Below are 20,627 nucleotides of genomic sequence, written 5' to 3'. Positions count from 1 at the left end.
GCTACTTCCACCGCGCGATGGTGACGCGCGTGCCTGCCCCGGGCGTCGACGCGATGTGGAACTCGTTCGAGAGGCGCTTGGCACCTCCCAGCCCGAGACCGAGGCCGCCCCCGGAGGTGTAGTGGTCGGTCATCGCCTGCTCGATGTCGGCGATGCCGGGGCCCTGGTCCTCGAAGGTGAGGCGCAGGCCCTGACGCGTGCCGGCCTGGACGATCTCCGCCAGGACGTCCCCGCCCCCGCCGTAATCCAGCGTGTTGCGGGCGAGCTCGCTCGCCGCGGTGACGATCTTGGTTTGGTCGACGAGACCGAGGCCGATCTCGACTGCGAGGGCGCGGACCCGCTGGCGCACCCGCACCACGTCCTCGCTCAGGCGGATCGGGAGGGTCTCAGTCCTCGTGACCGTCAAGGTCGCCCCCGATGGCGTCCTCGTCCTCGTCCTCGTCCTCGTCCGCGAGGCGTGAGCGGATCAGGGCCATGCCGCGCTCGACGTTGAGCGCCGTCCTGATGCCGGTGAGCTCAAGGCCGAGTTCGACCAGGGTAATGGCCACCGCCGGACGCATCCCGGCCACGACCGTCTCGGCGTCCAACACGCGCGAGACCGCGGCGATGCTCACCAGCATCCGTCCGATGAAGGAATCGACGATCTCCAGCGCCGAGATCTCAATGAGCACGCCCCGGGCACCGGTGCGGACGATCATCGCGCTCAGGTCCTCTTCCAAGGCCAACGCGAGGCGGTCATGCATGTCGACCTGGATGGTGACGATGAGGGCACCACCCAGCTTGAGGATCGGGATGCGGTCCATGGGCCTACCGGCGCTCCCCGCCCGGTGGCTGCTGGCGAACGACCTTGCGGCCGGTGCGCTTGAGGGCGACCGCGAAGGCGTCGGCCAGGTTCGCCTTGGAGACCACGTTCAATTCCAGGCCGAGGTGGACCATCGTCTGCGCGATTTGCGGCCGGATACCGGAGATGATGCAGTCCGCCCCCATCAAGCGGGTCGCTGCCACCGTCTTGAGGAGGTGCTGGGCCACGAGCGTATCGACGGTCGGCACGCCGGTGATGTCGATGATGGCGATCTCGGCCTCCTCGTCGACGATGGCCTGGAGCAGGTTCTCCATCACGACGCCGGTCCGGGCGCTGTCGAGGGTGCCGATCAGCGGCAGCGCGAGGATGCCGTCCCAGAGCCGCACGACAGGCGTGGAGAGCTCGGCGATCTCCTGTCCCTGGCGTCCGATCACTGCCTCGCGGCTGGCGAGGAACGTCTCCATGGTGTGCAGGCCGAGGCGGTCGAGCAGCCTGCCGGCCGCCCAGACGCCGGCGGTGAGGTCCGACGCATCCGACCCGTGGAACCGACGCAGCGCCTCGAAGATCGGTTCCTTGAGGGAGAAGACGAAGTTGGCGGTGTCGGTCGGCGTGAAGCCCTGCAGGGCACGCGAGCGTGAGATGTCGGCGAGCGTCTCCCGCAGAGGCGCGAAGCCGGCGCCATCCGCGTCATGGTCGCCCGTCTCCAACCCCTCCCGGAGTTGGGTGAGCACGATGCCGACCTGCGTCGCGATCTCGGCCTCCCGGATGCGGCCGCCCTGCGACGACACGGTCTGCTTCAGCGATGCGAGCCAGGCGTCGCGGATGCCGTCCCCGTCTTCCGCGACGGTCTTACTGAGTACCTCGGCCCCGAGCATGAGCGTTCCACGATCCCGATCAACTTTGTCCGCTGTCTATCGTGTTCCAACCCCACTCGATAGGTCACTGAAGCACGACCATGACGCTCCGCCGGGTTTCTCCTGGCCTATCGCCCTGAAAGCCCGGTCGCGTGTGCGGCACGCACGACGTGTCGGCACCGCCCCTGTGATGGGGGGCGAAAACTTCAAAATCCTCGATCCGCCAGATCGACCCTCGTGGTTACCAAATGGAAAATGACCCGACACCGCTGTGTTTTCGTGTCATGGCCCCGTGGGAACACACCGGAAATCCAATGGTCCATACCGGCTACGATCCCGCCTTCGTCGCGCTCTCGGTCGTGATCGCGGTGTTCGCGTCCTACGCCGCCCTCGACCTCGGCGCCCGGGTCCGCAGTCGGGACGTGGGCCCGCGCTGGGCCTGGGGTGCCGGCGCCGCCATCGCCATGGGTGGTGGCATCTGGTCAATGCACTTCGTCGGCATGCTCGCCTTCGAGATGGGCCTGCCCGCCGCCTACGACCTCGGGCTGACGGTGCTGTCCCTGGCTATCGCGGTCGGATCGACCGCCGCGGGCTTCGCCTGGGTCTGGCGCCGTGGGACCGGCGCCGCGTCCCTGCTGGTCGCGGGCCCGCTCATGGGCGGGGGAGTCGCGGCGATGCACTACACCGGCATGGCCGCGATGCGGGTGCCGGGCAACTTCGCGTACGACCCGGCCATCGTGGCGGTGTCCGTCGCCATCGCCGTCACGGCCGCGACCGCGGCCCTCTGGCTCACGTTCCGCCGGAACAAGCCCTGGCAGAAGTTCGCCGCGGCATGCGTCATGGGCTTGGCGGTCGCCGGGATGCACTACACCGGCATGGCGGCCGCGACGTTCACCGCCGAGGTGGCGGGCGCCCACGCCGCGCACGCGGCCTCCCTCGGCGTCAACCAGCAGAACCTGGCCCTGGCGGTGACAGGGGTGACCTTCGTCATCCTGTTCCTGGCGATGATGGCCGGCTCGTTCGACCAGCGCCGGGTGCAGCGCCGCCTGCATGTTAGCGAGGAGCGCTTCCGCTCGGCTGTGCGGGCGGTGGATGGTGTTATGTGGACGGCCGACGCCACCGGCAACCTCGTCGAAGAGCAACCGGGCTGGGAACAGATCTCGGGCCAGTCCTTCGCGGAGTATCGCGGCGGTGGCTGGACCACCGCGATCCACCCGGAGGACCTGGCGGAGACGCGGCGGGTCTGGGAGGCCGCCGTAAGGGGCGGAACGCCGTACGTCGTCGAACACCGGGTCCGGTCGCCCGACGACGTCTGGAGGTACCATTCGGTGCGCGCCGTGCCGGTGCGTGATGCCGACGGTACGGTCCGGGAATGGGTTGGTGTCCATGCGGACGTCACCGAGCGCCGCGCGTTCGAGACGCAGCTCAAGGACGCCCGCGACGCCGCCGAGGAGCACAGCCGGGCCAAGAGTCGGTTCCTCGCCAACATGAGCCACGAGTTGCGCACGCCGCTGTCCGCGGTGATCGGCTACTCCGAGATGCTGGAGGAGGAGGCCGAGGAGCTCGGCCAGGACAGCCTGCTGAAGGACCTCCGCAAGATCAAGTCGAACGCCCAGCACCTGCTCGGGCTGATCAACGACGTGCTCGATCTGTCCAAGGTCGAGGCCGAGAAGATGGAGCTCTACCCCGAGGACATCGACGTCGCCGCCTTCGTTACGGACGCCGCCGGCACCGTGGAGGCGCTGGTCGCCAAGAAGGGCAACGTCCTGGCGCTCGACGTCGCCGTCGACGTCGGCCTGGCGCGCACGGACGCGACCAAGCTGCGCCAGTGCGTATTCAACCTGCTCTCGAACGCGGCCAAGTTCACCGAGGGCGGCACCATCACGCTGAGGGCCGTCCGCGAGGTCGGAGTGGCCGGCGACTGGCTTCAGTTCACCGTGCGGGACACCGGCATCGGCATGAGCCCCGAGCAGGTCGGGCGCCTCTTCGAGCGCTTCACCCAGGCCGACGAGAGCACCACGCGCAACTATGGCGGCACAGGCCTCGGGCTGGCGCTGAGCCGCGCCTTCGCCCAGTTGCTCGGCGGCGACATCACGGTCGACAGTGTCGCGGGCGAGGGGACGAGCTTCACCCTGTGCGTCCCGGCCGTGGCGCCAGAGCAGGCCGTCGAGGCGGCGCCCGCGGTTCCCGAGAACCAAGTGACGGCGGGCGACCTCGTGCTGGTCATCGACGACGAGGCCAACCAGCGCGAGCTGATGACCCGGTTCCTCGAACGCCAACGCTTCGCCGTCCGCACCGCGGGGGACGGGCGCACCGGGCTGGACCTGGCGCGGTCGCTCAAGCCACGGGCGATCCTGCTCGACGTGATGATGCCCGAGATGGACGGCTGGTCGGTGCTGGCCGCCCTGAAGGCCGACCCGGAGACCGCCGGCATCCCGGTGGTCATGGTCAGCTTCGTCGCCGACGCGGCGCTGAGTGCATCGCTCGGGGCGGTGGAGGCGGTGTCCAAGCCCGTGGACTGGACGCGACTGCGCTCGATACTCGACCAGTTCCGGGCGACCGAGGGCGACGTGCTCGTGGTCGACGACGATGCCGACATGCGCCACCGCCTCCGGACCGTGCTGGAGCGCAACGGGTGGACCGTGCGCGAGGCGGGCGACGGCCGTGAGGCGCTCGATCAGGTCCGGCATGGCGTGCCGCGCCTCGTGCTGCTCGACCTGACAATGCCGGTGATGGACGGGTTCTCGTTCCTCGACCGGCTGCGGATTCTACCCGGCTGTACCGATGTCCCCGTCGTCGTGCTCAGTGCCCGGGACATCACGACGGTGGAACGCGAGCGCCTGTCCGAGGCAGACCGGATCCTGCGCAAGGGTGACGCCAGCCTACAGGACATCGCCACCGAGCTGCGCAAGCTCGACAATCGCCAGACGGACGCCGGGGAAGCCGCCTCGACGCACGAGCCGTCGCAAGCTTGAGGAGACGATACAGATAGCCCCGCCGGTCCGCCTGTGTGCCGGCCCGGAGATTACCGGGGCCGCAGGTTCGGCTCCAAGCTAAGAGGCGAACTTCCGGATCGCGGCCTCAATGCGCCGCCTGTCGAACGGCTTGCCGAACACGACCCCGCGCTCCGGGATCTGGGAGGCGTCCCAGGGCTGGGACGAGACCATCAGCAACTCGATGGGCGGCCAGCGGTCGCGGATCGACAGGGCGAGTTGCATGCCGGCGGTCGACCCGCGCATGTCGAGGTCGGTGAACACCGTGCGGATGTCGGGGCGCGTCTCAAGGATGCGAATGGCCTCGACGACGTTGTCGGCCTCGATGGCCTCGCAGCCGGCGTTCTCGACGAAGTCGACCAGGGACATCATCAGGATCGGGTCGTCCTCGACGACGAGCACGAGCGCCTGCCCGGGGTGCTTCTGTTCCATCGGGTATCAGTGCACCTGGATCTGGATGTCGGTGAGCGGCGCGCGGAACTCGGCGCGCAGGCCGGTCGAACCGTACCGAAGGTCGGCCTTGCGGGTTCCCACCAAACCCATGCGGATCAGCTTCGAGCCGAACCCGCCCCGGCCGGTTGGTGCCGCCGCGGCCGGTCCCCCGGTCTCGGTCCAATCGAGCACCAGCGCCGGCGCGGCACCGTCCTCGGTGCGCCAAGCAACCCGGACCTGGCCGGCGTTGGCCGACAGCGCCCCGTACTTGAGCGCGTTGGTCGCGAGCTCGTGCAGAAGTAGGGTGAGCGACAGGGCCGCCTGCGGGCTGATGTCCATGTCCGGCCCGTCGAAGGCGAAGCGGTCGAGGTCGACCTGCATGCCGAGCACGCTCTCCATCACCGCCCGCATCCGCGCGGCGGCCCAGCTCTTCTGCATCAGCACGTCGTGGGCCCGCGACAGGGCGAGCACCCGCCGCTCGAACGCGTCGACGAGCTCGCGCTCGGTCACGTCGCGCAGGGTCTGCGTGGCGATGGACTGAACGACGGCGAGGGTGTTCTTCAGGCGATGCGCGAGCTCCGCGTTGAGGACGGCCTGCAACTCCTCGGCGCGTACCCGGGCGACGCCGACCTCAAGGCGGTCGGCGACGTTGCGCAGGAACGCGAGCTCCTCCGGCGTCCAGGTCCGGGCCTGCACGTCGTGGACGACGAAGACCGACACGGTGCGACCGCGCTCGCGCACCGGCATGTTGACCAGCGCGCCGACGTCGATGGCCCGCATCGGGCCGGGGTCGTCCCGGGTGCGCGGGTCGGTGGCGACATCGTCGATGACCAGCGCGTCCCCTCGCCTGAGGTGGGCGCGGATGTCCCCGTAGTCGTCGAAGCGGTGCCGGCCGGCGATGCTCGGGATGCCCGGAGCGGTCCAGTCCGGCTCGATATCGATGGCCTCGACGTCGCCCTCGATCCGACCGAACCCGGCGCGGGTGGCGCCGAGCGTCCGGCCGACGATCTCCGCGGCGGCCCGGGTCATCTCCCCAATCGTCGCGAGGTCGCGCAGGCGGTCGCCGAGGGACAGGAGGGCTAGGCGCCGGGTGTCGGCCTCGACGCGGGCCGTGACCTCCAGGAAGATGATGCCGAACCGGTCGCCGTCGAGCGCGAACGCGCGGCCCTCGTACCAGCGCCGGATCGGGCCGATCCGACGGGTGAAGTTGGCGGTCCGGCCGGTCGCCACCACCTCGGCGACCTCGCTCACCCACTCGTCCTCGATGTCGGGGATGACCTCGCGGACGGTCCGGCCGGCGACGGTTGCGGGGTCGATGCCGGTCAGTTCGCCCCAGGCCGGGTTGACCTCGACGTAGCGCCAGTCGTCGACCCGCCCGGCCTCGTCCCGGATCACCTCGCCCACGACGAAGCCCTCGGTCAGCCGGTCGAACAGCCCGCGCCAGTAAACGTCCTTGGCCCGGGCGTCCGCCAGCGCCGCGGCCTCCGCCAGCCCGGCGGTCGCGGCGCCGGTGAACAGGCCGAGGATGTCGAGGTCGCCCCGGGTGAACGCCCCCCGCTCCGGGGCCTGCAGCTTGAGCACGCCGAGCACCCCGTCCCCGTGCGGGATCGGGGCGAAGATGGCCGATCCCAGTCCCAGGCTCCTCACGAGGTCGCGGCGGACGTGCGGGTCGCTGGCGGCGTCCTCCATCAGGTACGGCGAGCCTGTCCGGACGCAGTGCCCCGCGCCGCTCGTCCCGCGCGGGACCCGCAGGCCGAGATGCGGGGCGAGCGTCCCGCGCACGGCCCGGTATTCGAGCCATTCCCCGTCGAGCAGTTCGATGACCCCGCCCTCGGCCGTCGGGACCGCCCGCATCGCACCGGCGACCACGACCTGCAGCACGGCGTCGAGGTCGTCACCCATCCGTGCGATCCGCGCCTGGGCGTCGCGCAGGGCCTCCCGGACCTGATAGGCGCGCTGCTCCTCGCCACGCGCCCGGTCGCGCGTGACCACCGCGCGGCGCAGTTCAAGCTGCGTCACGACCTGGCGGGCCAGCGCCTTGAGGTTGTCGGCCTGCGCCTCGGTCAGGCCCCCGGGGCGGACGGCCTTGTCGATGACGCAGAGGCTGCCGAGCACGTGCCCGTCCGGCGCGACCAGCGGCGCGCCCGCGTAGAAGCGGATGAACGGGTCGCCGGTGACCAGCGGATTGGCCCGGGTCCGCGGATCGGCGGTCAGGTCTGGGATGACCAGGACCTCGTCGGGCTGGCCGAGGGCGTGGGCGCAGACCGAACGGCTCAGGTCGGTCTCGCAGGGCGGAAAATTGACGCGCGCCTTGAACCACTGCCGGTCGCCGGCGACCAGGCTGACGAGGGATACCGGGACCTGGCAGAGTTGGCAGGCCAACTGCACGATGTCGTCGAAGCCCCGCTCGGCGGGCGTGTCGAGGATGGCGTAGCTCGCCAGGGCGTCGAGTCGTGCGGCGTCCCCGACCATACTCGGGAAGGAGTGCGAGGTCATCGGTCCCGGTTCCGTCTCAATGCCCTGGGACACCGGCCGCTCGGCCTCTCGTCATGTCCTGCCCGTCGGCGACCAGGAACACTACATGAGCCTCGTCGGGCAAGAGAAACCTTCCGGATACGTCGGTCCGTCCGGAGGTTCGTCATACCGGAAACGGAACGGGTTCGAGGCAATGGACCTGTCGGGTCATCCCGACGCCTTCCTCCGACGCCGGGGCTTCGAGGCCGCGCGACGGAGGATCCGCGACAGCGCCTCAACCGAGTAGGGCTTCTGCAGCAGCTCGAAGCCGTGGTTGCTCTCCTGTGCCAGCACATGGCTGTAGCCGCTGGTCAGCACCACCGGCAGGCCAGGATACAGTCGACGGACCTCGCGTCCGAGCTCGACGCCGTTCATGCCCGGCATGACCACGTCGGAGAACACGACGTCGTAGGTGTCCGGTCTTTCAGCCAGGGTCGCCAGGGCCTCGTCGGCGTTCGCGACCCAATGCGTGCCGTAGCCGAGCTCCTGCAGCGTCTGGGTCGAGAAGGTGCCGACGTCGCGGTTGTCCTCGACCACGAGGACGCAGGTGCCGCGCCCGTCGACCGAGGCGTCGGCCGGCGCGGGCTCTTCGCCGGGAGAGGCGACCCCGTCCGCACGCGGCAGGTAAAGGGCGAAGGTGGTGCCGCGCCCGACCTCGCTCTCGACCATCACCTCGCCGCCTGATTGCTTGGCGAAGCCGAACACCTGCGAGAGGCCGAGCCCGGTTCCCTGGCCCACGCCCTTGGTGGTGAAGAACGGTTCGAAGATCCGGTCGATCTGGTCAGCCGGGATGCCCGAGCCAGTGTCGGTCAGCGCAATCCGGACGAAATCCCCCGCGTAAGCGGGATGCGACCGCATCGCCGGCACGAAGCCCACGGTCCCCACCGAGATGTCGAGCCGGCCCTCGCCCGACATCGCATCGCGGGCGTTGACCGCCATGTTGACCAGCGCGGTATCGAACTGGCTCGGGTCCGCGTTGATGTGGCAGAGCTCGTCGCCGACGTGGATCGTGACGGCGATGCGGGCCCCGGTGAGGGTCCCCATCATCTCGCCGATGGCCCTGACGCTCCGGCCGGCATCGAACACCTCCGGCTTCAGGGCCTGGCGCCGGGCGAAGGCCAGGAGTTGCCCGGTGAGCTTGGCGGCCCTGTCGACCGTGTCGGAGATCGCGGCGATGTAGCGGGCCCGTCGCTCCTCGGTGAGGTCCGGCCGCTTGAGGAGGTCGGTCGAGGACTTGATGACGGTCAGGAGGTTGTTGAAGTCGTGCGCGACGCCCCCGGTCAACTGCCCGACCGCCTCCAGCTTCTGCGATTGCCGCAGCGCCTCCTCGGCCTGCAGCAGGGTCTCGGCACGTTCCTTCTCCTCGGTCACGTCGCGGGAGACGCAATAGAGCATTCCCTCGACGGGCACCGCCGTCCAGGACAGCGTGCGGTAGCCGCCGTCGCGGGCCCTGAAGCGGTTCTCGAAGGCGATCGTCAGGCCGCCGGCGGCGAGGCGGGCGACCTCGGCCCGGGTCCGCTCGCGGTCGTCCGGGTGTTCGAGCCACTCCGAGGTCTTGCCGACGATATCGTGGTAGTCCCATCCCAGGACGCGCTGCCAAGCCGGGTTGACGCTGACCCAAACGCCGTTCGCGTCGGCGACGCCCAGCATGTCGCGGCTTACGTGCCAGATGCGGTCGCGCTCTTGGGTGCGCTCCGCGACCTGGGTCGCCAGCGTCTCGTTGAGGGCGCGCAGGTCCGCGGCGACGCGGTCGCGCTCGGCCTCCACGGCGCGGCGCGCGTCCACGTCGAGCAGCACCCCGGGGAAGCTCAGCGGCGTCCCGTCGGCGGCATGATCGACCCGGCCGTTCGCCTCCAGCCAGTAGTAGTTCCCGTCGGCGCGCCGGACCCGGTACTGGTGGGCGTAAGCGCCGCCGCGCGCGATGGCCTCGGCGATGGCCTCCGCCAGCCCCGCCTGGTCGTCGGGATGGACGGTCTCGACGATCCGGGCGAGCGGGATGCCCTGCCGGCCGAGCGCCGGGTCGAGGCCGAAGGCGCGGGCGAAAGCCGCGTCGACCGTGAACCGGTCGCTGGGCAGGTCCCAGTGCCACGTGCCGATAATCGCGCCGGCCGCGAGCGCCAGTTGGACGCGTTGCACGTTCTCGCGCGCCAGCGCCTCGCTGGCGCGGAGCGCGGCCTCCGCCTCCTTGCGCGCGGTGACGTCGGTGAACAGCACCGCGACCTCACGGCGGCTGGCCGGCTCGATGCGGTGGGCGGCGACCTCCAACTGTCGACCGTTCGGCGCGAACTCGCGCTGGAAACGGACGGGCTCGCCGGTGCGGAGCACGTCGCCATATATTTGGAGCCAGCCGTTGGCCCCCGCATCGGGAATGATCTCGCGCAGCGTACGCCCGACCGCGTCCGGAACGCCCAAGTGGTGCGCGAAGGCCCGGTTGGCCTCGACGTGCACGTAGTCGCTGAGGGGGCCGTGCGGCCCGTCGAGGAAGCGGATGACGCAGAAGCCCTCGTCGATGCTGTCGAACAGGGTCCGGTAGCGCTCCTCGCTAACGGCGAGCGCGTCGAGCGCCGTCCGCTGCTCGGTGACGTCGCGCGCCACCCCCGAGAAACGGACCGGCCGGCCGGCGGCGTCCCGCTCGATCTCGCCCTTCCGGGCGATCCAGCGCTGCTCGCCGGTGTCAGGACGCCGGATGCGGTACTCCACGTCCTGGGGCGGCGCACCCTGCCGCCGGCTCTCCGCGGTCGAGACGAGGTGCGCGTCCTCGGGGACGACCAATTCCTCGAAGGCCGTCGCAGGGTAGCTCGCCCGCTCGGGCAGGCCGTAGAGCCGGCAGAATTCCGGGGTCGGGGTGAGGACGTTGTTGGCCATGTCGACGGTGAACAGGCCGACGCCGCCGGCCGCCTGCGCCTTGCGCAGGCGTGCCTCGGACTCTGCGAGCTCCGTCCCCGCCAAGTGCCGGCCCGTGCGGTCGCGCAGGATCTTGAGATACCCGACGAGGCCGCCATCCTCGTCGCGAAGGGGCATCATCTCGCCCGACGCGAAGATGCGCGTGCCGTCCCTGCGTCGGTGCCAGCGCTCGTCGGTGCCCCGACCGTACTCGCGCGCGTCCCTCATTTCGCGCTCGGGAATGCCGCCCGCGACGTCCTCCTCGGTGAAGATGGCATGGGCGGGCCTGCCGCGCATCTCCGCCTCCGACCAGCCGAGGATGGCCTCGGCACCGGCGTTCCAGCCGGTCACGCGGGCATCCAGGTCCATGGTCACCATCGCGTAGTCGATGGCACTGTCGAGGATCTGCCTGTGGCGGGTCTCTGCCGCACGGACCAAACGAAGGGCCTCGTCGCGCGCGGTCGCTGACCGGCGCAGTTCCATCTGCACCATGACCTGCCTCGCCAAGGCCTGGAGGGAATCGGCCTGCTCAGGCGTCAGTCCCTCGGGCCGCGGCTTTCCGTCGATGACGCACAGGGTTCCGAGCGGTGCGCCCTCGGGGGTCTCCAGGCGGGCGCCGGCATAAAACCTTAGTCGCGGCTCGCCGGTGACCAGCGGGTTGTCCCGGGTCCGCGGGTCGGCGGTCAGGTCCGGGATGACCAACAGGCCCGGCCGACCCAGGGCGTGCGCGCAAACCGAGTGCGACAGCGGGGTCTGGCAGGGTTCGAACCCGAGGCGGGCCTTGAACCATTGCCGGTCACCGGCGACGAGGCTTACAAGGGCGACCGGCGTGCCGCAGATCCGGGACGCGAGCAACGCGACGTCGTCGAAGCCTGCCTCGGCAGGGGTGTCGAGGATGCCGTAGCCGTCGAGGGCCGCGAGCCGGGCCGGATCGCGCGCGGCGTCCTCAGGCTCGGTCACTGTCAGCCTCAAGACTGGCGGCCCTACGGGTAGCCTTTGCCTCGTTGCGCTCGATCATCTGGCGGAGCGCCGTCCGGACGACCTCGCTGATGCATGTGTACTCGCCCTTGGCGACCTGGGCCTCGACGTAGGCGATCAGCGGTTCGGTCAGGGCGATGTGGCGGGAATGCTTTGCGGCCATCCGAGGCCCGTAGCATCTCCGGGAATACGTGTCGCTTTCGCGACACCTACCTCGCACGGACGTGTAGCCGCATCAGGTGATTGGGACGCCTGCGACCTCATCGATCCGGTCCAGTACGACGATTGGTTGGCACACGTCCCGCCGAAGGACATCTGGGGCGTGGGGTCGGCCAACGCCCGCAAGCTGGATGCCCCGGGCTGCGAGAGCGTCGCCGACGTGCGCGACCGCGACAACCACGCGGTGCGCAAGGCTACGACCTTGGTGGGCGAGCGCCTCGTGCAGGAACTGCGTGGGATGGCCTCCCTCGGTCTTGACGAGATTGCTCCAACCCGGGAGGGCTGCGCCGTGACCCGGAGCTTCTCGGACCGCGTCGAGGACCTCGCGACCATGGAGCAAGCCGTCGCTACCCACGCTGCCCGCCTGGGCGAGAAGCTGCGCGCCGGCGGGCTGGGCACCGACCATGTAACGGTGTTCTTCCATACCTCGGAGCACGACCGCGACCGGCCGCAGCGGTCGGTGTCGTCGGTGGTGACCCTGCCGGAGGCGTCGAACGACACCCTCGTGCTGGTCAAGGCGTGCCTGCACGGCGTCCGGAAGACCTGGCGCGACGGCTACCGCTATTCCAATGCCGGGGTGGTCACCACGGATCTCGTGCCCCTGGCGTCCTCCCAACGGGCGTTCCCGGGGCTGGGGCAACTCGACCGGGAGGACGGGGCCGCGCTGATGGGTGCGCTTGATGCCTGCAATCGCCGGTTCGGGCGTGGCGCCGTCGTCCCGGGCAGCGCGGGGTTCGCCCCCAAACGGGAATGGTCGACCAAGTTCGACATGCGCTCGCCCCGGTACACCACCAGAGTCGACGAGGTGCCGGTGGTAATGGCGGCTTGAAGGGCAGACGAGCTCGAAAGTGGTCATTAGGCCGTGCTTCGTACCGCCAGAACGAAGACACATTCATGCATGGGCCGGGGGATGGCGGCGGCTTCGCCTCGTCGCGGCTTCCCCCGGAAGGAGGGCGGCATGTCGCGGTCGTCGTCGGCCCCTTGCACGTGCCCCGCCCCGGGACTGACCGGAAGGGTCGACGCTCGTCGGCAAGCCATTCGGTGCCGGGTCGTCCGACAACACGTCCGCAGTATCCTGCCCGGAGAGTGCCAACCTCAGCTGTCGAGGATGCGGGAACCCGATGGCCTTGCACTTGCTCTCATCGGGCGATGCCGTCATCCGCATATCCGCGTCGAGCCCGGGTTTAGCGCGCCATCGTCTCATGATAGTTGCTGATCTCGGCCTGTCGCTTGCTGTCGTCCCTGACTTTTTCATTCAGGCCAAGGCGCCATGCGAGGTCGCGCTGCCCTGGCTCCCGATGGAGCGCCACGACGAGTTCGGCTTGGTCCTCGACCTCCCGCCAGCCATGTCTGCTTTTGAGATGTAGTCGAACACCGGTAAACGACCGGCTTGGGCGCGAAGCTGAACGTCTGGTCCTGCGGGCGACGTCGACGCGACGGATGACGGGGTATGGCCGTTCGCGGACCTTACGCCGGTAAAGCGGAAGGCCCTTTTGCGTCGCCTTGAGCGCGTCAAAGGGCAGATTACGGCTGGCTGGTGGGATCACCCGGCCCTCGACCTCATGCTGATGCTGTGGTGCTTCTTAAAGGACCTTACGGACACGGGTGTCCTGATCCTTTGGGAGGACTCGGTCATGGATCGAGCGATGCAGAAGCTCATATTGATGTGCGAGCATGGCTTTGCGAAGCCTGAGGATGCTACCGCGGCGCAGGAGCGAGCCAGCGTGTTACTCTCCACCCTACGGGCTGAGGGTTTCTACCGCTGATCGACGATGCACCCATGCAGTCGGCTTCAGCCGATAGCGTCCGTTCGCATAAGGGGGCACGGGTTACCTGCTCATTCCCGGAGGCCGACAGCGTGGCAACCCTGCCTCGGTAAGACCAAGAAACTGGGCAAGCTGTGCTAATGTCGCGAGGGAAGAGGTACTATCACTGCCGTTTTCGATGGCCGTGATGAGTTCCGGCGCGATGCCCGTCAGACGTGCAGCATCAGCCAGGGACAAACGCAGCCGACTCCGTGCTGCGCGTGCATGCTCCGCAAGATGGCTCATCAGAGCCTCTCTGCGGCATTCAAGTTCATTCATGGCTAAGTAAATATTTCGAGAGGATCTGACTTGTTTAGCTGATCTTACGGCGTTCACGCTCAGTCATTGCCCCAGGCCGTCCCAGACCTATCGCCTTCGCAAGAGCGGAACGGCGCTCAGCGTAGCTCGGAGCCACCATTGGATAGTCAGCTGGCAGACCATAGCGGACACGATAACTGTTAGGGTCTAGCCCATGACTCGTGAGGTGACGTTTCAAAGTTTTATAAATCTTGCCGTCTATGAAACTGATAATACCATCTTTGTCAAAGGATCTTCGGATTTGGGCCGCGTTTGGCCTGTCCGAAGGCTCGGTCGTAGCAGGGTTGACCGACTCTGTACTCGAAGTCCGTTCTGTAATTGCACGATGGACACGGACGATGAGTAGTGGCAGCTCCGATGCTGGAACGGAATTGCTTGAGACATAGGCGACGACGATGCCGGTAGTCAGCTCGATAAGAGCCTCGGGGCTCGCCGTGAACGGGGCAGGCACAGGATCAACTCCTCGGGAGAACGAAGCCCGAATGTAAGATGATCTGTCGCGTTGCGCTTGTCTGAGCGCGTGCTATCGTTTGCCTGACCGCGCATCACGTACAATTCATTCAGTCATCGGTTATGCGGACTTTGTTCTCGACTGCGGACGAGAAGCCAAACATCAGTTTCCGTCGCTGGCGCGAGACGATCTTTGAGCGGATCGTGCCCGTAGAGCTGACGCCTACTGGCGAGCAGCCGTTCCATGGGGTTTTAGAGGCCACGGAGGTCGGCTCTCTGCTGATCACCCGGATCACGCAAAGCGCCGTCACCACAGTGGCGACGCCCGCCACAATCCGTCAGCATGCCAAGCAAGATACTCTGAACGTAGCGATCACCCTGCAAGGGGAGATTTTCAGCACGCAGGATGACCGTACCTCGATCCAGAGGCCGGGAGACATCGTAGTGTTGGATCGCCGCCCGACCACCATGGCGTCCAAGGCTGATACCCAGACACTCTTCATCGAGGTGCCGCGCGAACGGCTCGAACGGGTACTGGGACCGACGCGACGCTATACGTCTCTAACCGTCGGCGCGGCCCAAGCCGGGACCTCGCTCGTTACAAGCTTTTTTGCCGAGCTGGTACGAACATATGGAAATCTAACGCCGGAGATGAGTGAGCGCATGGCTTCCATAGGCATCGATCTCATCGTCGCCAGTATCGCAGAACGCCTCTCGCAAGAGCCCCCTCAAAATCTGCAGGCTATGCTTATCGTGCAGCGTGCCAACGCGCATATTGAGGCCAATCTTACTGATGTTCACTTGGACCCGACCCAGATCGCGTCAGTGGCGGGCGTGTCACTGCGCTACCTCCAAGCACTCTTTCGAGAACAAGGACGAAACATTGCCGATTGGATCTGGCTACGGCGACTAGAAATTGCAGCAGAGCGGTTATCGGACCCTGGATTTACTCATATATCCATTGGCACGCTTGCCTTCGGGTGTGGTTTCAATAATCAAAGTCACTTTAGCCGGCGTTTTAAAGATCGCTATGGCCTTTCGCCCAGCGACTATCGCTGGCGTGCGTTGAACCATCGATCGTAGGATGACTAGTAATCTTAAAAATATTTTGTTTATTCGCAAATTTTTATAATACAAAATGTATCACGTTTTAGGTCTTCCTACGATCTGCAGCAGAGGCTTCTGCGGGGCTGCTGCAATACCCTGTGACCTCGCACAGCGAGTTTGATTGCGGCCCGCGGCTTTGGCTTCGTAGAGTGCAGCATCCGCAAAGCGGTAGAGCGCCATCATCGATGTGCTGTCCGCGTCGCTCGGGATGACGACGGCAAGACCGATGCTCACCGTGATCGCGCCGACGCCGATCCCTGAGGAGCCGATTGCTAGGTTAGCGACTTCAGCGTGAACCTTCTCCGCGATCCGCAAGGCACCGGCCTGATCGGTATCTGGCATGACGATACAGAACTCTTCTCCTCCTACTCGGCAGACCAGATCATGGGGCCGGTGCACGCTAGTTGATAGGCAACGCGCCAAGCCCTTCAGCACCTCGTCCCCAACCTGATGCCCGTAGCGGTCGTTGAACCGCTTGAAGTGGTCCGCATCGATGATCAGCAATGACAGAAAGCCGTTGTCGCGTCGTCCTTGCTCCCAGGCGCGAGAGCCTGCCTGCTCGAAAGCCCGACGGTTCGGTAGGCCCGTCAAGGCATCGGTTTGGGACAAGCGTTCGAGTTCGGCTTGAACGGCTTCACGACGGCGCAGCTCACGTCCGAAAAGGAGAGACAGCGCGACGGTCAGGCCGCACAGCACCAGCACTGTGCCGCCGATCACGAAAGCCTTTGTTCGCCACTCGGCCTCAATCTCGTCCGTGGCGATGGCGACATTCAGGATCAGGGGCAGGCTGCCGATCCGCGTGAAGGTGTAGTGCCTCTCCACCCCATCGCGTGCGGAGGTGCGGACGAAGCTGCCGCTGTGTTCACTGAGGAAGCCTCGGAAGGTTGAGCTACCTGCGATGCTGACGCCAATATCGGCCTCGTTGAAGGGGTGGCGCATGATGCGCGTGCCGTCATTGAGGTACAGATTGATCCCACTCTCTCGACCCAAGTCGATCTGCTGGAAGAGGTGCGTGAAGTAGGATAATTTGACGCTGCCCAGGACGACCCCTCCGAACGTCCCATCCGACTTACTGATGCGGCGACTGAACGGCAGCATCCGCTCGCCGGTCAGGCGTGACGTGATGGGGCGTCCGACGTAAAGACCGAGGCTGGCGCGAGCTTTGTGGACCTGGAAGTACTCTCGATCCGCATAGTTGCCCTTGCGCGGGGGTATCGCATCAAGGTCGGCGACGATGTCGCCACGCTCGTCGATGACGAGCATCACGCCCATGTCGCGAGCAGTTGCGGCCCGATCAAACAAGATGAGTTGGCGCAGCTGAGGATCGATCTCCGCGACCCCTGGGGTCTTGAGATTGTCCGCTGCGGCCTGGATTGAAAGGTCGTACATCTCAATGTTGCGAGCGATGTCGCGCTCAAGAACCTGCAACAGGTTCTTGGACGTTTGCTCGGACCGCTCCCAGGCATCCTGCCTGAGATCGAATAGCATGAAAGCCGAAGCAGTCAGCATACCCAAGGGTGCGATGACGCTCAGAGCGATCCACACCTTGGCTGAGCGGAATGATCGCAGTTTGTGATGCGGCCAGTACACAGCGCTCTCGCAATCAGCTCTCCCCCGGCCGACTGGTTGCATGGGAACGATTAATTACTAATTGAAGCATCTGCCATATGAGGATTGTCTGTCACAAAAAATTGAAATCACGTCAAATTCATTTAATACGCGAGCGCATACCTTAGCATATCATAAACATCGTGATGTATTGAGGAGAGGAGCCGATCTGCATGACGGTTCAGCCGTCTGGACAACGGCAGCCCCGTCGCCTGGCCTCGGATCGGAGCAGGTGGCGGGGCATTGATCTGCTGCACGAACTCGTAAATTTCATGGACAATCTCTTGCTATACCGCGCCCGTTGCGGGCGTAGAGACGCTTGGCATGTCCGTTTTGATCCTAAGTTGTCTTGTTGCGGGCCTATCGTTCGCGAATGCTGCTGGATATCGATCCAGGCGTCTTGATGCTCTGGAGGCTGCTGCCGGCTACCTGTTGATCGCCGGGCTGTTCCTGCTCGGCTTCAACCTACCGCTGTTCCGATAGGCGGCTCTCGATCAAACAGCTTGATGGCAATTACGCGAAACGCGGTGATTGCCGCCCCAACGGAAGCCGGATGCCCCAACCAATGCGAGGAATGCGGCTGCGGTTTCCGTGACCATAGCAACTGAAACCCGCCGGGTTGTACGGCGAGCGAGCGCCACGTTCGCGAGCTTCTCGGGGATGACTGGTGGCCCTATGGCATGGCCCGCAACCAAGCCGCCGTCGATACGGTGCTCCGCTAACACCACGAGTAGGGTCTGCCGCATCGTGCTGGCGGACAGCCTAGGCTCCCCTTCGCGAGATCCGCAATATCCTCGATAAGGCTCTCCCGCCACGGGTGCGCCGGGGCCCCTACCGGCAGCAATGATCCCACTCCTACGCGGCAAGCAGCTCGCGGCCCTGCGCCATAGCCTCGACGCCCGCCGGCCTGCGCGTCGGCGCCTACCCGACCGCTCTCCCGCTCCTCGCAGACATGGGCCTCGTGATCGAGCGCCCTGCCTCACGCATCGCCCACCACGATGGGCGGGCGTGGTTCCTCACCGCAACCGGACGCGAGACCGTGCGGGCCTACGGAATGGATGAGGGATGAAACGCGACTGCACCGACGAGGCCGCGCGGTTGCCCTGCGCTGCTCTGAGGGCGCTCGGCTGAGGGTGGAGCCCGGTCGCTGTACGCAATAGAGGCTGACCGAGTTAATGATCCGTTGATGACCGAGCCGCTCTACCCGGCCACCGCCTATTCGTCAGGGCAGGGCGATCCCGTCCCCCGCCACCGACGCAACCCGCGCCGGGCCTACGACCGGAAGGGGCGCGAGGTACGGCCGATGGATCTTATAAACGCCTCCTAGAACGGGGTCCGTTTCATCAACGCGATCTGCCCGCCACCATGCCGGCACGAGGGGTGTTTGCCAAATACCGACGCTCGTTCAAATTTTGCTTTAGCGAGTAATGTTATCCCGCCCTACCGGACGCCCGCTCTTTCGTAGATTTGAGATTATACTTCGGATATCGATGACCTTTGCGCGCTGTATGATGTAGTTATCATTGGATAATCGGGAGGCAGACCATAACGCAAGCGGTAAGACGAAGCGGTCATGCCGTGGGCTCTTAGATGTCGCTTCAGAGACTTATACGATTTACCGTTGATGAAGCTAACCAGCGCATCTGGCTCAATTGATTTACAGATTTCGGCTTGTGTGGCTTTGAAAATCTCGGTGACATTGACTGGGCGATCATTCGCCAATTCAGTGAGAGACGCGTGCACTAACGCTATCAGCGCAGGCAGTTCGCCAAGGGCTATACAGTGGTTAGACACGTAGGCGGCGACAATGTCTGCAACGCGATCCGCGCTTGTTCGGCTACGCTCTTCAAAATCGTCAATCATCGCATTTCCAATCAGCCAGCAGCTCAGCTGTGCCGTGAACTAACGCTATGGGTGGCTTATGCGAACAGCTTCATAGATCACGTCTCCAGCCGGATTTAGGATCTTTGCTAAGAGTGTCGAGTCCTGCCCTTGAGCTACAGGCGAGGGCGGCGATGAGGCTGCGGGCGGAAGAGGTCAGAGATCAAGCCAGTATGAACGCCAAGATAAGCGCCGGCCCGATCCAGTAGACGTCAATCAGCAAACGGACCGGGCCGGCATATCTCTCATGAGGACGCAGAGCCTACGTGTGGCATGGCTCGAAGCGTATCGTGGCAGGAACCGATTGACCGGCGGTTACTCGAAAACGGTAGATCGTAGTCCGACCATCGGGATGAGCACTGCTATGCCGCTGACCCGATCCGTAGAAAGCAGAGGCCAGTGAAGGCAGGCTGATCGGCCCCCATGAGGTGGTCCACGAGCAAAGTTAGTGCGCGGTAGGCTTGGAGTTGACCCCGTTTGTGGTCCACGGCCTATGCAAGTTCTCGGGCTGTGACAGCTTGGTTGGCGAAGGCTCGGGGCGTCAAGCCGCCCAAGGCCGTATGAGGTCGGTCTTCGTTGTAGTGGCACCTCCAGTCCTCGATGCGCTCCCGGGCATCGGTCAGCGACAGGAACCACGAGGCGTTCAGACATTCCGCCCGGAGGCGGCCGTTGAACGACTCGATATACGCGTTGTCGGTCGGCTTGCCCGGGCGGGAGAAGTCGATCTCGACCCCGTTCAGGTAGGCCCACTGGTCGAGCATGCGACCGGCGAACTCCGGCCCATTATCGACCCGCAAGCTCTTGGGCCGTCCCCTCAGCTTGACCAAGGCGTCGAGTGCCTCGGTCACTTGGTAGGCGCGGAAGTTGGCTCTCGGCGTGAGTGAGAGCGCCTCTCGCGTGTGGCAATCGACGACGGTCAGGATCCGGAATGGACGCCCATCGAAGATGCGGTCGGACATGAAGTCCATCGCCCAGACCTCGTTGGGTCCACCGATCGCAGGCCGTCCCTGGCGATATCGCCAAGCCCGCTTGCGCTTTGGTAGCTTGACCCGGATCGACAGCCCTTCGTCTCGGTAGATCCGGTAGGTGCGCTTGTGGTTCACCTTCCAGCCCTCCCGTCGCAGCAGGATGTGTAGCCGGCGATAGCCGTAACGGACCCGCGCGGCGGCCAGCTCCTTCAGCCGCATGCGCAGCGCCACCTGCGGATCCGACCGCTTCCTGTAACGCTGGGACGAACGGCCGAAGCCGGTGGCCTGACAGGCCCGACGCTCGCTGATGTCGTAGGCCACCTGCAAGTGACCGGCGACTTCACGGCGAACGACGGGCCTCACCACTTTCGTTTGAGCACGTCCTGCAGCATCGAGCGGTCCAGCGTCAGGTCAGCAACCAGCCGCTTGAGCTTGCTGTTCTCGTCCTCCAGCTGCTTCAGCCGACGGATCTCCGGCACGCCCACCGGCGGCGACAACCTCTGCGCACGCGGCGCCTACGTCATCGCGGAAGCCGACGGGGAGCGGCGGGTCACGCTGATCGGCACCGGCTCGGAGGTGGCGCTGGCGCTTGCCGCGCGGGATATCCTCCAGGGGGAGGGCGTACCGACCGCCGTGGTGTCGATGCCCTCCTGGGAGCTCTTTGCGCGTCAGGAAGACGCCTACCGCGCTAAGAGCGCCTAACAAAACCATCGTTCGATGAAGCGCCAAACGATGAGGGCGGCCGCCAGGGTCGAGAAGGCCAGATGGATGTCGGCCCGTCGTTCGTAGCGGATGGCAAGGCGGCGGAACTGGGC

At 66.0% G+C, this 20,627-nt stretch carries 15 protein-coding genes and 4 pseudogenes; 6 read left to right on the top strand and 13 right to left on the bottom strand.

Annotated features, from left to right (window positions below):
- Position 1 precedes the first annotated feature (1 nt).
- The 3 genes from AAHF99_RS26275 to AAHF99_RS26265 are packed head-to-tail and all read right to left on the bottom strand — an operon-like array spanning position 2 to position 1,677.
- Positions 2–406, bottom strand: a complete 405-nt coding sequence (locus tag AAHF99_RS26275) for an anti-sigma regulatory factor (RefSeq protein WP_342167286.1) — start codon at positions 404–406, stop codon at positions 2–4.
- Positions 387–803, bottom strand: a complete 417-nt coding sequence (locus AAHF99_RS26270; RefSeq protein ID WP_342167285.1) for an STAS domain-containing protein — start codon at positions 801–803, stop codon at positions 387–389. Before AAHF99_RS26270 ends, AAHF99_RS26275 begins: the two co-directional genes overlap by 20 nt.
- Before the next feature lie 4 nt (positions 804–807).
- On the bottom strand, positions 808–1,677 hold the full coding sequence (locus AAHF99_RS26265; RefSeq protein ID WP_342167284.1) for an STAS domain-containing protein: 870 nt from the start codon (positions 1,675–1,677) through the stop codon (positions 808–810).
- Between the two features lie 293 nt (positions 1,678–1,970).
- On the opposite strand from AAHF99_RS26265, the gene AAHF99_RS26260 reads away from it, so the two are divergent.
- Entirely contained in the window at positions 1,971–4,631 is a 2,661-nt protein-coding gene (locus AAHF99_RS26260; protein ID WP_342167283.1) for an MHYT domain-containing protein, read from the top strand.
- Between the two features lie 78 nt (positions 4,632–4,709).
- Here AAHF99_RS26260 and AAHF99_RS26255 read toward each other — a convergent pair whose 3' ends face one another.
- The 4 genes from AAHF99_RS26255 to AAHF99_RS26240 form a co-directional block, all read right to left on the bottom strand.
- A complete protein-coding gene (locus tag AAHF99_RS26255; RefSeq protein ID WP_342167282.1) occupies positions 4,710–5,081 on the bottom strand; it encodes a response regulator in 372 nt (123 codons plus the stop codon).
- Positions 5,082–5,087: 6 nt separating this feature from the next.
- A complete protein-coding gene (locus AAHF99_RS26250) occupies positions 5,088–7,577 on the bottom strand; it encodes a GAF domain-containing protein (RefSeq protein WP_342167281.1) in 2,490 nt (829 codons plus the stop codon).
- Between the two features lie 186 nt (positions 7,578–7,763).
- Positions 7,764–11,438 (bottom strand): PAS domain S-box protein, encoded by a 3,675-nt coding sequence (locus AAHF99_RS26245; protein ID WP_342167280.1) that lies wholly within the window; start codon positions 11,436–11,438, stop codon positions 7,764–7,766.
- Entirely contained in the window at positions 11,425–11,619 is a 195-nt protein-coding gene (locus AAHF99_RS26240; protein ID WP_342167279.1) for a ribbon-helix-helix domain-containing protein, read from the bottom strand. The genes AAHF99_RS26245 and AAHF99_RS26240 overlap by 14 nt, the downstream gene beginning before the upstream one ends.
- 90 nt (positions 11,620–11,709) lie before the next feature.
- Here AAHF99_RS26240 and AAHF99_RS26235 point away from each other — a divergent pair.
- Both AAHF99_RS26235 and AAHF99_RS26230 read left to right on the top strand, forming a co-directional pair.
- Positions 11,710–12,504 (top strand): annotated as a pseudogene (locus AAHF99_RS26235) (DUF4113 domain-containing protein); the annotation flags it as partial.
- Positions 12,505–12,796: 292 nt separating this feature from the next.
- Positions 12,797–13,042: a hypothetical protein gene (locus AAHF99_RS26230; RefSeq protein ID WP_342167278.1), complete on the top strand. Its 246-nt coding sequence runs from the start codon at positions 12,797–12,799 to the stop codon at positions 13,040–13,042.
- A 462-nt stretch (positions 13,043–13,504) separates the two neighbouring features.
- On the opposite strand, the gene AAHF99_RS27245 is transcribed toward AAHF99_RS26230, so the two are convergent.
- Together AAHF99_RS27245 and AAHF99_RS26225 are read right to left on the bottom strand one after the other, a co-directional pair.
- On the bottom strand, positions 13,505–13,726 hold the full coding sequence (locus tag AAHF99_RS27245) for a helix-turn-helix domain-containing protein (protein WP_412759961.1): 222 nt from the start codon (positions 13,724–13,726) through the stop codon (positions 13,505–13,507).
- Positions 13,727–13,793: 67 nt separating this feature from the next.
- Positions 13,794–14,249: a Ros/MucR family transcriptional regulator gene (locus tag AAHF99_RS26225; RefSeq protein ID WP_342167277.1), complete on the bottom strand. Its 456-nt coding sequence runs from the start codon at positions 14,247–14,249 to the stop codon at positions 13,794–13,796.
- Positions 14,250–14,371: 122 nt separating this feature from the next.
- Here AAHF99_RS26225 and AAHF99_RS26220 point away from each other — a divergent pair, with 122 nt between their 5' ends.
- Positions 14,372–15,331, top strand: coding sequence for a helix-turn-helix domain-containing protein (locus tag AAHF99_RS26220; protein WP_342167276.1), 960 nt, complete (start codon positions 14,372–14,374; stop codon positions 15,329–15,331).
- Positions 15,332–15,391: 60 nt separating this feature from the next.
- Here AAHF99_RS26220 and AAHF99_RS26215 read toward each other — a convergent pair whose 3' ends face one another.
- On the bottom strand, positions 15,392–16,987 hold the full coding sequence (locus tag AAHF99_RS26215) for a sensor domain-containing diguanylate cyclase (protein ID WP_412759960.1): 1,596 nt from the start codon (positions 16,985–16,987) through the stop codon (positions 15,392–15,394).
- A 1,162-nt stretch (positions 16,988–18,149) separates the two neighbouring features.
- On the opposite strand from AAHF99_RS26215, the gene AAHF99_RS26210 reads away from it, so the two are divergent.
- Positions 18,150–18,290: a hypothetical protein gene (locus AAHF99_RS26210; protein ID WP_342167274.1), complete on the top strand. Its 141-nt coding sequence runs from the start codon at positions 18,150–18,152 to the stop codon at positions 18,288–18,290.
- Positions 18,291–18,436: 146 nt separating this feature from the next.
- Here AAHF99_RS26210 and AAHF99_RS26205 read toward each other — a convergent pair whose 3' ends face one another.
- Entirely contained in the window at positions 18,437–18,826 is a 390-nt protein-coding gene (locus AAHF99_RS26205) for a Ros/MucR family transcriptional regulator (RefSeq protein WP_342167273.1), read from the bottom strand.
- 509 nt (positions 18,827–19,335) lie between these two features.
- Positions 19,336–20,297, bottom strand: a pseudogene (locus AAHF99_RS26200) (IS3 family transposase); the annotation flags it as partial.
- Between the two features lie 4 nt (positions 20,298–20,301).
- On the opposite strand from AAHF99_RS26200, the pseudogene AAHF99_RS26195 reads away from it, so the two are divergent.
- Positions 20,302–20,499 (top strand): annotated as a pseudogene (locus tag AAHF99_RS26195) (transketolase-like TK C-terminal-containing protein); the annotation flags it as partial.
- 11 nt (positions 20,500–20,510) lie between these two features.
- On the opposite strand, the pseudogene AAHF99_RS26190 reads toward AAHF99_RS26195, so the two are convergent.
- Positions 20,511–20,627, bottom strand: a pseudogene (locus AAHF99_RS26190) (IS5/IS1182 family transposase); the annotation flags it as partial.

It is taken from the genome of Methylobacterium litchii, from assembly GCF_038442315.1.
Lineage (GTDB): Bacteria > Pseudomonadota > Alphaproteobacteria > Rhizobiales > Beijerinckiaceae > Methylobacterium > Methylobacterium litchii.
The sequence above is the reverse complement of the archived record's forward strand: the minus strand, read 5'-3'. Positions and strand labels throughout refer to the sequence as shown.